A 14,624-nucleotide genomic window follows, 5' to 3' on the forward strand; every position below is an offset into this window, starting at 1 on the left:
TTAATTGTCAGGTTTCATATCAGGCTTAATTTTCAGGGTAAATTACCACTATGCTTTCTGGTAATACGGTTTGGGCAGGTACATATCCTATGCTGCCTTTAGTTGTTTTAATGTGTTCAAGTAAAGATGAAACAGAGTCATATTCTTTAGGTGGCTTATTTCTACTTGAAAAACGCATGTGCGCCCAATAAGATTGAATGCGAGATTCAGTTAATCCGATTACTTGTGCGTTAAATTGTGAGCGAACTTGGTTTTTTCGGCTAAGAGTGATGGCTGAACTTGTAACCTCATCGGTAAAATCTATATTGATGCCAAGGTATATTTGACGAACTTGTTGTTTACTCAAGGTAAAGTCTTTATCTAACTTTTGTGTTATTACCCAAATATGATCTTGAGGAAATACACTTGTTATTGCAAAACTAAAGAATAAAACGACTTTAGTTAAAGATTTCATTAAAACACCCATTCTAATGCAAAAGCAACAACACTGGTATTAATTTGAATATTAGATCTATAATCGATCCTTTTAATCTCTGACTTAAGTGCAAGTCCGGGTTTAAAGTCCCATCTAATACCCAAAGTCCACGAATTTTGCTCGCCTTCTGTTAAGCTTGTCCGTATGGCGTTATAACCTTGTATTAAAGGAATAAAATAGGGAGTTTCTGGTAATGTTAATATAGGCAGATATTTATTGTATTCATCATTTCTATCTGCGAATGTTAAGTGTAAGGTGTAGTCCTCATATTGGTAACCACCACTAATATAAAATGATTCTCCTTCAGATAATAAATGAAAATTATGTTTTAAATTAATCCATTCACTTTTGATAAAATAATCAAAAGCATCATAACTTAATCCTATTTGGTAATATTGCATTTTACCATCAAGTAATAATGCATTTACTGAAATTGGCTGATTGACTTGCTGTATACTTGTTATCAGCGGTGCTAAGTCTTCATCATGAATTGAAACATTCCCTTGGGAGTATGCGGCGCGTAAATGTAAAGCATTAAATTCAGTTGTTAAAGCGAGGCCAGTGAAGTTTTTTACATTAGGTTCAAATATAAGCTGATTAAAAGAGACTTTATCTTTAAATTTACCATAAAAACCTGAAACTTTTATTGTGAATAACTTACTTACAATATTATGTTGGATACTAACGCCATCAAAATGGGAAAAGTAAAAAGAAGCATAAACTTCTTCAGGCGGTTTAATCCAATGGTAGGCATAACCCACATCTAGCACATCACTATAAGTAAAAAAAGAGGTCCGTAATTGCCCTAGTTTTATATTTGTTGAAGTTGTGGGTGTGTAATTTAAACATAACCACTCTAAGCCAGAATTTTTGTGTTTATTTAATGTGTCTAATAGCTGTGCAGTAGCTGTTAAATTAGAAAATATATCAATATCAACTTGTAATCCTATTAAGCTATCAGCATTAAAGGTAAAGTCATCATGATGTGCTTCATATTTAGTATTATCACCAATTGTTGCGCCTGTCACTAATCGTGAAAATCCTGAAAACTCAGGTTGTTGAGCGGTTACTTTAAAGCATAATATAAATGAAAAAGCATAAACAGCTAAATATTGTGATAGATTAGTTTTTATTGTCATATCATTTTATTTTTAATTCCTTTAAAAGAAGTGTAGGCATTAATTTGAAATAGTTCCTAGATAGAGACATAAAAAAGTAAAATAAAGGGGGGTGAATGTGGAAAAAATAGCAATTTTTGTAGATGTACAAAATGTGTATTATACCTGTAGAGATGTACATAAACGTAACTTTGATTACAATGCTTTTTGGGCGAAAGTAACACAAAACTCAGAAGTTAAATATGCTTTTGCGTATGCAATTGAGCGTGCTGATGATAAACAGAAACAATTTCAAAATATCCTAAGAGCGATAGGCTTTGAAGTAAAACTGAAACCTTTTATTCAAAGGGCTGATGGCAGTGCTAAAGGCGATTGGGATGTTGGTATCACTTTAGATATTATGGATTATGCAAGTGAAGTTGATAAAGTGATTTTAGTTTCAGGCGATGGTGATTTTGCAATCTTATTAGACCGTGTTCAAGGTAAGTTTAATATACCTTGTGACGTATACGGTGTAGCCAAACTAACGGCTGCAGCCTTAATCAACAGTGCGACTGATTATATTCCCATAACTGGAGAACTACTTTTATAAAGCGGTGAATCATTATCTATAAGGGATTGGTATTGCGCAAGAATATTTAACGTTTCTTGATCTGTTTTTTGCGCCATTCGCTGATAATGATTAATTGTTTTCAAGAGGTAATCTTTATGATCTTTTTTTGTAAAGTTCCACATGATTGAACCTACAGGATTAATCGCTTTTATTGCTGTTTTACTCACATGTAATATTTCATAAAAACGATTATTTTCACGAATAATCTGCTCATCTATTAGGCCAAGCTCTAATGCTTTAAGGGACTTGCGAACTTTATAATGATGATGTACTGGGCATAATAAAAACTCTAAATTATGTTCCGGGTTACTTTTAATAATACCATTCACTAATTCAATTAATAAATCACCGCCAACACCCGCAATAATGACTAATTGTTTACTCTTTTTACATGTACTTTCTAAAGGCAGTTGTGCAACATCTAAACAATATACCTGCCAGTTTTTACATGTAGGGTTCACACTAAAATAACGTTGTAATTTTGTTTCAAGTTCAGTCATGAGAGGAGATACAATATCAACAAAGTGAATTTTAGATGCGATCTTTTTGGTTAAGAGTTTGATGCCTAATTGTCCATGATCACAACAGCAATCCCAAATATGATCATATTTATTGATGATCATATTGTTGATTCTTTCTAGACGTTTACTTATTTTCACAAGTGCTCTTTGTCATGTATATAAATGAAACTCGCTCTTTATTTGAAGTGCATGATAACTGTTTTTAAAATTGCTGTTAAGTGCCACAAAAAGTACGATAGTGGTGATCGCCATCTTTCGGTGCATCTTGAAACTCATTAGTTTCACTAAGTTGTTTATAAGGTGAGCGTAATACTTTAAGAAAGCGATCTATAATAGTGCTTTTTCCTGATATTTCATATTCAGCTAATATAGTTTCAATATGATGGTTTCTTGGAATGACTAATGGATTATTTTGTTCCATTAACTTTTTAGCAGCTTGAATATTTTGACTTTTATCTTCAAGCTGTTTTCGCCAATTATTGTACCAATCACCTAACTGTTCTTTTAGGTTATTTTGTGTATCAGCATCATTTAAAGAATGCGTTAATTTAATAAAAGTGTTTGTATAATCAAGTTCCTGTTTTTGCATAAGATCTAATAATTCATTTATAAAATGATGATCTTTTTTGTCTACTTCATTAAAACCTAACTTATTAGCTAACATAGTAAAATAAGCACTTTCAAACTGCTCAGTAAAGGCAATTATTATAGGTTCTATTTTCTTTAATGCTTTTTCTTGATTGCTGCCGAACAATAGCAATAAACATTCAGCGAGTCTTGCCATATTCCATTGCGCAATATGAGGTTGGTTGCCAAAAGCATATCGGCCTTGTTTATCAATAGAGCTAAATACGGTACCAGAATGATAATTACTCATCATGGCGCAGGGGCCAAAGTCTATTGTTTCACCTGAAATCGCGGTATTATCAGTATTCATTACGCCATGTATAAAGCCAACACGCATCCAAGAAATAATCAATTCAATTTGTTTATCAATTACACATACTAGGAATTGTTCTATTTTATCATCAGCATTAATATCAATTTGAGGAAAGTGACGCTCAATGGTGTAATGAGTTAAGGTTTCTAAAGACTCAATATCGCCTATAGCTGCAAAATATTGAAAAGTACCCACTCTTATATGGCTTGATGCCACACGAGTGACAACAGCGCCAGCTAAGGGCTGTTCTCTATAAACGGCTTCGCCAGTAGTAACGACAGATAAACATCTTGAAGTTGAAACGCCAAGAGCAAACATGGCTTCACTCATTATATATTCACGCACTGCCGGACCAATGGCACAACGACCATCACCTTGTCTTGAAAAGCGAGTTGGGCCAGAGCCTTTTAATTGAATATCATATCGACGGTTATCGCTAGCTATGACTTCTCCTAACAAATGGGCTCGGCCATCACCTAATTGCGGATTAAAATGCCCAAATTGATGTCCTGAATATGCCAAAGCCATAGGTTCAGCGCCATCAGGGATTTGATTTCCTGAGAAGTATTGCGATAATAAGTTGAGATCAAGCGTCAGCTTTTCATCTATCAATAGCCTTTTAGCGAGACTTTTGTTCCAGAATAATAATTGCGGATCAGACACCTTGGTAGGATCAATACGTTGATAGAAGGCACTAGCTAATTGGCTGTAAGTGTTAGAGAATTTCATAATTTAAGCTTTCTTATATAATGCTAAATGATACTAATTATAAAATGATATCACTTTTGGGCTTGTCTGTAAGTTTGAAGTAGTTTATACCCGAACTACTTCAAGATACGAGTTTCAGTTGGAATTAAAAAAGATTTAGGCAAGCAATTGATATTAGGGAATGGTCGCTCTCTTGTCAAAATCAATAATGCGTCATAAATTTTTTTAAACCAAAGTTTTAGGCATTTCATAGACGCTAAATCACTACGTTCCAACTTATTAAAAGAGAACAACTATTTCTACAAGTTTCGCCTTGATATTAAGCATTTGTGAAACGCTGAATTCTGTATATTGAGGTAGCTTTGAGTATCGGTGTAGGCTATTAAAATTATATATTCTCTGGTAAAATTCGCGCCCAGCTTAATTTGATCGATATTAAGTTGAATATTTTAATCACCCTTTTGGGTCAATCTACAGCACTGGTTTTACGTTCCAGTTCGTTCAATGGAGAATACAGAATGTCTACATCACAAATTACTATTTGTGCATTATATAAATTTGTTCGTTTAGAAAATTTTCAGGCTTTACGCGCGCCATTATTAGCTAAAATGGAAAGTCTTGATGTTAAAGGTACTTTATTATTAGCAAATGAAGGCATCAATGGCACAATTGCCGGTTCTCATGCTGCTATTGAACAAGTTTTACAGTTTTTAGCTGAAGATCCAAGTTTAAGCCAAATCTCTTATAAAGTTGCTTTTAATGATGAAAACCCATTTCATCGTACAAAAGTTAAACTGAAAAAAGAAATCGTCACCATGGGTATTGAAGGTGTCGATCCTAATCAAGTAGTTGGTACTTACGTAAAACCTAAAGATTGGAATGCACTTATCTCTGATCCTGAAGTGATCACAATAGATACACGTAATGACTATGAAATCGAAATCGGCACATTTAAGCATGCAGTGAACCCAAATACTGAAACTTTTCGTGATTTTCCTGAGTATGTGAAAAATAACTTAGATAAAAACAAACATAAAAAAGTGGCAATGTATTGTACAGGCGGTATTCGCTGTGAAAAATCTACTGCTTACTTAAAAGATCAAGGTTTCGAAGAGGTATATCATTTAGAAGGAGGGATTTTAAAATACCTAGAAGAAGTACCAAGTGAAGAAACATTATGGCAAGGGGAGTGTTTTGTTTTTGATGGTCGTGTAGCGGTTAATCATGACTTAGAGCAAGGCCAATACGACCAATGTTTTGCATGTCGTTTTCCTTTAAGTGAAGCTGAAAAAGAAAGTGAGTATTACGTAAAAGGTGTGAGCTGTCATAGATGCCATAAAAAAGTGACAGATAAGCAACGCGAGCGTTTCGCTGAACGTGAACGTCAAATTGCTTTAGCCGAAAAACGTGGTGAATCTCATATTGGTGGTGAAGTTAAAGGCTTGATTAATGAGCGTCGCCAAGAAAAGGCTGATAGAAAAGCTGAGCAATCTGCTAACTAAAAATTTTTTAATAAATCAATTAAATAAAAAGACCGCTATTCTTTATGATAATAAATCAGTGGTCTTTTTATTTTGTAACAATTTAAAAATGAACAAATGATTGCAGATAAATCAATCAGGCTATAAAGTACTTCTTTAGTTTGCATTGTGATTAAGACATGCCAATACAAGCTCCTCAAAAATTGAAATTCGAGTTCCAAAATAATGAAAGATCTTACCCAAGGCTCAATACCTAAACATCTGATTACCATGGCTATACCTATGATGGTAGGGATGTTTGTGCAAACGTTATATTTTTTAGTTGATTTATATTTCGTTGGTAAACTAGGTGGCGAAGCGTTAGCTGGACTAAGTCTTGCTGGAAATGCCATGTTTTTAATTTTTGCTTTAACGCAAATTTTAAATGTGGGCACTGCTGCGGCTATCTCTCATGCGGTAGGGCGAAAAGATAAAACAGATGCTAATTTAATATTCAATCAATCTATGATGTCTTCAAGTATCGTAGGTATCGTTGTTTGTATAGCAGGATATTTTGGCGCAAGTGCATACTTAAATATGGTTTCTCAAGATCTCCAAACAGTGGCTGCAGGTTTAAGCTACCTAAACTGGTTTATACCTTGTATGGCTTTACAGTTTTTAATGGTGTCTATCAGTGCTGCATTACGTGGCACAGGGGTGATTAAACCAACCATGTTAGTGCAAATGATTTCTATCATAATTAATATTATTTTATCACCTATATTAATTGAAGGTTGGGGCACCGGTCATGCTATGGGCATAGCTGGTGCAGGTTTTGCCAGTTCAATTTCAGTTGTATGTGCAGTAATTATTTTATGTTTATATTTTAAAAAATCAGAAAAGTATATTAGTGTCGATTTTGCTTTATGGCACCCTAATATACCCAGTTTAAAGAAAATTTCTTCAATCGGTTTACCTGCTGGTGGTGAGTTTTTTTTAATGTTTGTTTATATGGGTATTATTTATTGGCTAATTCAGCGCTTTGGCGCAGATGCTCAGGCTGGTTTTGGTTTAGGTTCTCGTATTATGCAGTCACTATTTTTACCTGCTATGGCGCTTGCATTTGCAGCCCCTGCGGTTGCTGGACAAAATTTTGGCGCAAAAAAATTCACAAGAGTACGTGAAACTTTTAAATGGTCGGCTATTTTAACTTGTTCATTAATGTCACTACTGACTATTTTGTGTTTATTTCAGTCCGAAATTTTAGTTCAGAGCTTTGTTGATGAGCCTGAAGTGGTATTAATAAGTGCGATGTTTTTGCAAATGATTTGCTGGAACTTTATTCCATCAGGGCTCACTTTTACTTGTTCAGGTATGTTTCAATCAGTAGGTAATACTTGGCCAGCACTAATAAGTACAGCAACGCGATTAATTTGCTTTGCAATACCTGCTTTATGGCTTTCACAACAAAATGATTTTACCATTGAAAACCTATGGAATTTATCTGTAATAACGGTGTGTATTCAAGCAGTAGTGAGCTTTTATTTATTGCGTAGAGAGTTTAGGTTACGTTTACCCAAAAATGATGAAAGTCAACTAGTTTCACATATCGAAAAAGAAAACTTTGCCAGCGAAACTGTTTAAATCATTGTTATACAAATTCAAATAAATATATGATCAATCTAAATGGTCTAAATATACAATAGCTGCGTTGCTTTCAATCCCAATAGCCAGCTATTGCTAAATCAAGCGCCTTGCTATTGAAAATTTATCCTAATTTATATTAGTGTTGATTATTGTTTGATCTGTGAAATTTTTAATTTTGCTATCCTTTTATTTCGTTGATACTGAAACTTGAAAGCTCAAGTTAACTTGAGGTGAATGATTTTTTTCACTAAACTGTAAAAATAACAACGGCTATAGAGATCATCATGAATTTAGAAGAAGCAAACTTAACTGTGGGTTATATTGCGAAACGTTGCGGCATAAAAGTATCGACTTTACATTTTTATGAGGAAAAAGGTCTGATACGAAGTTGGCGAAATCAAGGTAATCAAAGGCGTTATAAAAGAGATGTTTTAAGACGTATTGCTGTTATTAAGGCGGCTCAAAAAATAGGGATTAAATTAGATGATATCAAACAGACTTTTAGTGATTTACCTAATGAACGCACCCCGTGTAAGGGGGATTGGGCTAAATTGTCTGCAAATTGGCAAAAACAGTTAGATGCTAGAATAGCCTATATGCAAAAATTAAGAGATTCGGTTAAGGGATGTATTGGTTGTGGCTGTCTATCTATGGAAAATTGTCCTATATATAACCCCAACGATGAACTTGCAGAAGAAGGTACAGGAGCAGTATTATTACATAGGAGTTAAATTCCTCATTGTTACAATAAATATTTTTTAATAATCAAAATCACCACAACCAGGGATATCATTTATATTAAACTCATCAATTTGAGAAGGTAATAAATGTTCTTGAGCAAACCTTTCATACACTTTTTCATTCACAAATACATCAAATAAGTCAGGATCAAGATGATTGTCGAGTTTCATTATGCCCATAATGGTTAAAGTCTCGGAGAGTGTTTTTGGTGGTTTATAGGGACGATCATTTGCTGTCAGTGCTTCAAATATATCTGCAATGGCCATCATTCTGGCAGGAATTGACATTTGATCTCGAGTTAATCCTTTAGGATAGCCTGTGCCATCCATTTTTTCATGATGTCCGCAGGCGTATTCAGGTACGCGTTGTAAGTGTTTAGGGAAAGGCATCGATTCCAACATTTCTACCGTAACATCCATATGTCCATTTATAATTTTTCGCTCTTTTGGGTTTATTGTACCGCGTTTAATGATTAAGTTATAAATTTCATCTTCACTGATCACAGATTGTTTTTTTCCTTTTATTGATATTTGATATTGTTTTGCAATTGAATAAATACGATTTATTTTATCATCGTCAAAAAACTCTCCACCTGTATTGGCCATGCTAATAAAATTTCTATCAATCTCTAACTGTTTTAATACAATCGCTTTATTCATATCGTTTAATTTTTTAGAGTTGAAAATATCTCTGGCTGCAATTTCAAAACGAGATTCAATCAGTTCAATACGATCAAATACAGTCGAAAGCTTTGTTTGTTTATCCATAATATATTCAGGTGTGGCTACTTTGCCACAATCATGGAGCCAAGCTGCAACATTAAGTTCATGGAAGTCTTCTTTTTCCATATGGAATTCATTGAGTGGTCCGGTTTTAATATTGTGGCACGCTTTTGCTAACATCATAGTAATCACGGGAACGCGACGGCAGTGCTCACCTGTATAAGGTGATTTTTTATCGATAGCAGAAGCTATTAACTTTGAGAATGAAGCAAATAAATGTTCCATTTCATTAATGAGTTGTTTATTTGTGAAGATTATCGCTGCTAAAGAGGTTAAAGCATGAGTTACGCGTTGAACTTCATCGTTAAAAGGAATGACTTTACCCTTTTCATCGCTTGCGTTTATCAGCTGGATAACACCATTAATCTCTTCTTGATGATTTTTCATCGGTATAGTTAAAACAGATTGTGTTTTATACCCTGTTAACTTATCCATTTCTTTAGCGGCATAAAAATTATATTCAGTACAGGTATATGCATCATCTATATTTATTATGTTACCGGATGCTGCTGCGACAGCAACCATTGCATTGTTATTAATTTCACCAAATTGAAAAACAGGAATATTGGGATATTCTATTGGTTTTCCTGTGGTGCCACCTAAATGTGTGTTTAAGGTATTATTAAGTAGGGTTTCAAACACAAGTTTATTTTCTGAAGAAATAGAATATATAGTACCAGCATCCGCATTGGCCAGTTGCATGGCGCTTTTAAGTATTTTTTCTAATAAAACATGGTGTTTTTTTTCTGAAGATAAGGCAATGCCGATTTCTACAAAATGTTCAATGCTTCTCATAGCATCCCTTATCAAGCTATTCAAATAAAATGAAACAATTACAAGTATAGAAGTGGTTTTTCATTTTAGTAACTCTGTAGACATAAAGATTTTAAAATACATCACTTAAAATGCTTCAGTTCCCTTTTAATAAGATGGAACGTAGAGATTATGCGTCTATGAAACACTTAAAGGTTGGTTTAAAAATGATTTATGCTACGTTATTGATTTTGACAAGGGAGCGAACATTCCCTGCTATCAATGTCTTGCCCTACGAAACTTTGGGTAGAAAAAAATTACGGTGTGATGATTCATCATCAGGGAATAACCATGAATTACAAATCATGCCTTATGCTCATATCCTACCGAAGCTTTGAAACCTGCATTTTCAATTAGCACGAATATATACCTGTGATCATTGAAGATGATTGCTTTTTATCTTTAAAAAGATCAATCTAGATATATGAAAAGTCTATCTATCTCTTTAGAACTTAAAGCAGTCTGAGCTTCGTCATCAAAAAGTACATAACGGATTTGAGTATGAGCGCATTAAAGCCATATTGTTACGTTCAGAGGGGGCCATTGGTATGATCGCCCAAGTTTTGCGTATATACCCAAACCACTTCAAGATGCAGGATTCAGTTGGAATTAGAAATGCTTTAGGCAAGGCATTGATTGAAGAACATGGTTATTCCCTTTTCAAAATCAATAACGCTGTATAAAGTATTTATAAACCAACCTTACAGGGACTTCTGAGCAAATCATACTCGTTGTTCCATCTTTTTTTAAGGGAGTAACCATTAATGCAAAGATGCGCCTAGATCATGAATTGCTCAGCAGTCCTGAACCTCACATCTTGAAGTGGCTTGGGTATATATGAAACGACTGTTTCTCGGCATATTTCTGACTTTATTACTGCTTATAAGCTAACACCTGAAAATGGAGGGTCTACGAGTCTATTAAATGATGCGCAAACACACGTCCTTATTGAGCATCTATCAGCGTATATCTATTTTCATACGTATCAAATCGCCAATTATATACGAGAGCAATGGGAACTCAGCTATTCAATTCCAGGTTTAAATAAATGACTACATCGAAATGGATTTAGTTATAAACGACCAAATAGGGTTTCTCATAAATTTTGCAGTGATAAACAAGCCGAATTTGTCGCTTATTATGAGGCATTAAAAGCCTCAATGGATGAGGAGGAAAGACTTTATTTTATTGATGCGACACATCCCACAAAAGCAACAAAAATAACAAATGGCGGGATAAAAACAGGTGTTGATAAGCCAATAGAAACAAGCGAAAGCCGAACACCAATCAACCTGATTGGTGTGATAGCGTTTAATGCTCCAGAGCAAGCGATAGTAAAGCCCTATGAGTATGTAAACAAAGAAAGCATCATGGATTTTCTGTCGAAAATAAAAGAAACTCATCCAACTATTTCAACGCTGCATGTCGTACTGGACGGAGCAGATTATCATAGCGCTAAAGAGATAATCGAAAAAGTTGAAACACTCAAGATTCAACTTCATTATCTTCCCCCATACAGCCCCAATTTAAACCCCATAGAGCGCCTGTGGAAAGTCATGAATGCGCAAGTTAGAAACAACCAATATTTTTCTACGGCACAAGAATTTCGACGGCAAATTTTATCGTTTTTTGAATTTACTGCACCAACGATAAAAAAGGAGTTAAGCTGTCGAATTACTGATAACTTCCCACTTTTCGATTTTGCAACTTGAAGTAACTTGGGTATATACTCTTTTCCAAGAGCTTTAACTTTTAAATATAGCTATACTGAGTTGATTGTAATTAATATTGAGTCGTAATGGTGATACCCAAACATATAAAAAAAATGCTAATGGTAATACAAGTGTTTTTTATATGCTTTTTGCTTATTTACAATTACAACACTTTAGCTACTGAATTACACCCTACTTGGCTAAAAACTGAGTTAGATAAAGCCGATAAACTTAACGATAAACTTAACGATAAAGATCCTAACCTTTCTTTTGATTTTGTACAAAATCTTTTAAATAAAAATAAAAATAAAAATAAAAATAAAAATAAAAATAAAAATAAAAATAAAAATAAAAATAAAAATAAAAATAAAAATAAAAATAAAAATAAAAATAAAAATAAAAATAAAAATAAAAATAAAAATAAAAATAAAAATAAAAATAAAAATAAAAATAAAAATAAAAATAAAAATAAAAATAAAAATAAAAATAAAAATAAAAATAAAAATAAAAATAAAAATAAAAATAAAAATAAAAATAAAAATAAAAATAAAAATAAAAATAAAAATAAAAATAAAAATAAAAATAAAAATAAAAATAAAAATAAAAATAAAAATAAAAATAAAAATAAAAATAAAAATAAAAATAAAAATAAAAATAAAAATAAAAATAAAAATAAAAATAAAAATAAAAATAAAAATAAAAATAAAAATAAAAATAAAAATAAAAATAAAAATAAAAATAAAATAAGTGATTATGACTTAGCTGCTTTATATCGTCGTTTAGCAACATATCATTTTTATTTTGGGCAGTTTGACAAAAGTTTTGCTTTATTACATAAATCAAAAGATCTACTGAAAGACTTAAATAATAAAATTGGCGTCAATGTTTTATTAACGCATGGTATGTTGCTTGATTCCATTGGTAAAGCAAGTGAAAGTGAAGCGCTGTTTCATCAAGCAATTAAAATATCGAAAGCAATTGAAGACCCAAAAATATTAGCTGATAGCTATGGTGGATTAGCTGGTATGTATGATTTAAATCATAACGATGTTGAGGCACTTAAGTATTATCAAAAAGCATATACCCAAACCACTTCAAGATGCAGGATTCAGTTGGAATTAGAAATGCTTTAGGCAAAGGCATTGATTGAAGAACATGGTTATTCCCTTTTCAAAATCAATAACGCTGCATAAAGTATTTATAAACCAACCTTACAGGGACTTCTGAGCAAATCATGCTCGTTGTTCCATCTTTTTTTAAGGGAGTAACCATTAATGCAAAGATGCGCCTAGATCATGAATTGCTCAGCAGTCCTGAACCTCACATCTTGAAGTGGCTTGGGTATATATCATAGTGCAAGAACTAAATGATGAACTTGATATGGCATATTTAAATACAAATATGGCTAGTGTTTATGCAAATTTGAAAGATTTTAATAAAGCCATTGCATTGCAAAATGCAGCGATAGTGTATTTTAAAAAAAATGACTATAAATACGATGAAATGTTAGCTCACTACAGTCAGGCAGTTGTTTATAAAAGGAATAAAAAATTTTAAAAAGCGTTAACTAGTTACAATAAAATGCTAAATCTGTCATTTTTATTTAAAGACAAATCGAAAATCTATTTTGCTTATATCGGAATGAGCATGTTGTATTTAAAGAAAAAAGATTTCGAAAAATCGGCTGATTTTTGGTTGTTAGCTGATGCACTTTTTTTAGGTATAGAAGGGCCTTACGCAAAATCTCAACATTACTTAGTACAAGCCCAAATTGAGGTGAATGAGAAAAAAGCGACTTTAGCATCACAAGCAGTTTTAAAAGCAGAACAAATTATATTGACATTAGATCAAGCAAAAAATCTTGCTATGTATATTCAACTTTATGATGTGAAAATTGATATTGCTGTTCTAAAAGAAGATTATAAAACGGCTTTTGAGTTACAAAAAAAAGAAAAAACACTTACTGATGCGTATCAAAATGATGTGAGGGAAGAAGCACGTTCAAAATATAAAGTGATGTTTGATACAGAGCAAACGTTACTAAAAAATAAACTATTAGAAAGAGAGAAACAGTTTACTACTGTTGAGCTCGAAAACGCAAAACAAGAACAGCAACTAAAGAATATGGTAATTATAACAGCAGCAATATTGATCGCTGTTTTATTCTTTTTCTTTTATCGTCAAAGACGTACAAGTAAAAAACTTAATCGTTTAGCCAATACAGATGTATTGACCCAACTTGCTAATCGCAGATATACATTTTTATATTCTGAATTAGAGTTAAAAAAATCAATTAGTACAGGAACAGCTTTTTCTATTATTATTTTTGATATTGATCACTTCAAACAAGTAAACGATAACTATGGACATTCAGCCGGTGATGAGGTGCTAATTAATACCGCTAAAACCGCAAGTAAATTTATCCGTGAACAGGATATTTTAGGGCGTATAGGTGGTGAGGAGTTTTTAGCCATTTTATCAAATACTTCTTTACCTCAGGCGTTAGAAATAGCGCAAAGGATCAGGTTGGCAATTGAAACACAATTGGTTTCTTATGATAATAACGTCATTAATATAACTGCAAGTTTTGGAGTAGCGCAATTTAGCCCTGATAAAGAAGATTTTATTAGCTTATTTCAACATGCAGATAAATATTTATATAAAGCTAAAAATCAGGGCCGAAATTGTATTGTCAGTGAATAAAGTTTTTTGTTATTCACTCACTATTGTGAGCATAATTTAATTAAAGGTTGTAGCTAATATTACTTTAGCTTGCGCTCTAGGTAAGCAAGTCGCAAAGGGTTTAGCATTAAATTTTATTTGCTCAACTTCAATAGCTTGTGTGGTGACTTTTTGACCTTGCCAATTTAATTCTACTCGACAATTTACCACTTTTTCATTTTCACTATAGATAATCTTAATTTTATCGGTTCGTTTTATTAGCATGTCGTAAGGATAGCCTTGCTCGGAGAATAGCTTGTGGTTTGTTGCTTTTGTAGATGGTGCAGAAAATAATACTATTAAATAAAAGGTAATAAGCGTTATCAGTTTCATGATTAGTTCTCTTATGTTTAATTAACTTGATTATTAAATT

Annotated in this window: 14 protein-coding genes and 1 pseudogene; 9 read left to right on the top strand and 6 right to left on the bottom strand. The window is 32.7% G+C overall.

The genetic code is table 11. The features are described 5' to 3' along the window. Window positions 1-25 precede the first annotated feature (25 nt). Together CJF42_RS04960 and CJF42_RS04965 are read right to left on the bottom strand one after the other, a co-directional pair. Window positions 26-454, bottom strand: coding sequence for a hypothetical protein (locus CJF42_RS04960; RefSeq protein ID WP_095365618.1), 429 nt, complete (start codon window positions 452-454; stop codon window positions 26-28). Beyond that, window positions 454-1,614, bottom strand: coding sequence for a hypothetical protein (locus tag CJF42_RS04965; RefSeq protein WP_095365619.1), 1,161 nt, complete (start codon window positions 1,612-1,614; stop codon window positions 454-456). Before CJF42_RS04965 ends, CJF42_RS04960 begins: the two co-directional genes overlap by 1 nt. Window positions 1,615-1,711: 97 nt before the next feature. Between CJF42_RS04965 and CJF42_RS04970 the strand changes: the two genes are divergently transcribed. Further along, on the top strand, window positions 1,712-2,185 hold the full coding sequence (locus CJF42_RS04970) for a LabA-like NYN domain-containing protein (protein WP_095365620.1): 474 nt from the start codon (window positions 1,712-1,714) through the stop codon (window positions 2,183-2,185). On the opposite strand, the gene CJF42_RS04975 is transcribed toward CJF42_RS04970, so the two are convergent. Next, window positions 2,152-2,865: a tRNA (adenine(22)-N(1))-methyltransferase gene (locus CJF42_RS04975; RefSeq protein ID WP_095365621.1), complete on the bottom strand. Its 714-nt coding sequence runs from the start codon at window positions 2,863-2,865 to the stop codon at window positions 2,152-2,154. The two genes, CJF42_RS04970 and CJF42_RS04975, sit on opposite strands and share 34 nt — an antisense overlap. A gap of 76 nt (window positions 2,866-2,941) precedes the next feature. Beyond that, window positions 2,942-4,396, bottom strand: coding sequence for a protein adenylyltransferase SelO (locus CJF42_RS04980; protein ID WP_095365622.1), 1,455 nt, complete (start codon window positions 4,394-4,396; stop codon window positions 2,942-2,944). A 497-nt stretch (window positions 4,397-4,893) separates the two neighbouring features. Between CJF42_RS04980 and trhO the strand changes: the two genes are divergently transcribed. From trhO to soxR, 3 genes are all read left to right on the top strand, one after another. After that, complete coding sequence (trhO, locus tag CJF42_RS04985) at window positions 4,894-5,877, top strand: oxygen-dependent tRNA uridine(34) hydroxylase TrhO (RefSeq protein WP_095365623.1); 984 nt, start codon at window positions 4,894-4,896, stop codon at window positions 5,875-5,877. Window positions 5,878-6,141: 264 nt separating this feature from the next. Next, the gene (locus CJF42_RS04995) at window positions 6,142-7,479 is read left to right on the top strand and encodes an MATE family efflux transporter (RefSeq protein ID WP_353651673.1); all 1,338 of its coding nucleotides are present in this window, start codon (window positions 6,142-6,144) and stop codon (window positions 7,477-7,479) included. Between the two features lie 287 nt (window positions 7,480-7,766). Further along, window positions 7,767-8,213 carry a redox-sensitive transcriptional activator SoxR gene (gene soxR / locus CJF42_RS05000; RefSeq protein WP_095365626.1) on the top strand — a complete coding sequence of 149 codons (447 nt, stop codon included), beginning with the start codon at window positions 7,767-7,769 and terminating at the stop codon, window positions 8,211-8,213. 27 nt (window positions 8,214-8,240) lie between these two features. Here soxR and CJF42_RS05005 read toward each other — a convergent pair whose 3' ends face one another. Further along, window positions 8,241-9,800, bottom strand: a complete 1,560-nt coding sequence (locus CJF42_RS05005) for an HD domain-containing phosphohydrolase (RefSeq protein ID WP_095365627.1) — start codon at window positions 9,798-9,800, stop codon at window positions 8,241-8,243. 845 nt (window positions 9,801-10,645) lie between these two features. Between CJF42_RS05005 and CJF42_RS26630 the strand changes: the two genes are divergently transcribed. The 5 genes and pseudogenes from CJF42_RS26630 (at window position 10,646) to CJF42_RS05040 (ending at window position 14,233) form a co-directional block, all read left to right on the top strand. Further along, window positions 10,646-10,870, top strand: coding sequence for a hypothetical protein (locus tag CJF42_RS26630; RefSeq protein WP_141235479.1), 225 nt, complete (start codon window positions 10,646-10,648; stop codon window positions 10,868-10,870). A 12-nt stretch (window positions 10,871-10,882) separates the two neighbouring features. Then, window positions 10,883-11,530, top strand: a pseudogene (locus tag CJF42_RS05020) (IS630 family transposase); the annotation flags it as partial. Window positions 11,531-11,616: 86 nt separating this feature from the next. Beyond that, entirely contained in the window at window positions 11,617-12,663 is a 1,047-nt protein-coding gene (locus CJF42_RS27220; RefSeq protein WP_170940478.1) for a tetratricopeptide repeat protein, read from the top strand. A gap of 220 nt (window positions 12,664-12,883) precedes the next feature. Next, the gene (locus tag CJF42_RS05035; protein WP_095365630.1) at window positions 12,884-13,087 is read left to right on the top strand and encodes a hypothetical protein; all 204 of its coding nucleotides are present in this window, start codon (window positions 12,884-12,886) and stop codon (window positions 13,085-13,087) included. Window positions 13,088-13,177: 90 nt separating this feature from the next. Continuing rightward, a complete protein-coding gene (locus CJF42_RS05040) occupies window positions 13,178-14,233 on the top strand; it encodes a GGDEF domain-containing protein (protein ID WP_170940479.1) in 1,056 nt (351 codons plus the stop codon). A gap of 36 nt (window positions 14,234-14,269) precedes the next feature. On the opposite strand, the gene CJF42_RS05045 is transcribed toward CJF42_RS05040, so the two are convergent. After that, window positions 14,270-14,584: a hypothetical protein gene (locus tag CJF42_RS05045; RefSeq protein WP_095365632.1), complete on the bottom strand. Its 315-nt coding sequence runs from the start codon at window positions 14,582-14,584 to the stop codon at window positions 14,270-14,272. Window positions 14,585-14,624 lie beyond the last annotated feature (40 nt).

Origin of the sequence: Pseudoalteromonas sp. NBT06-2 (assembly GCF_002276045.1) — a bacterium.
Taxonomy (GTDB): domain Bacteria; phylum Pseudomonadota; class Gammaproteobacteria; order Enterobacterales; family Alteromonadaceae; genus Pseudoalteromonas.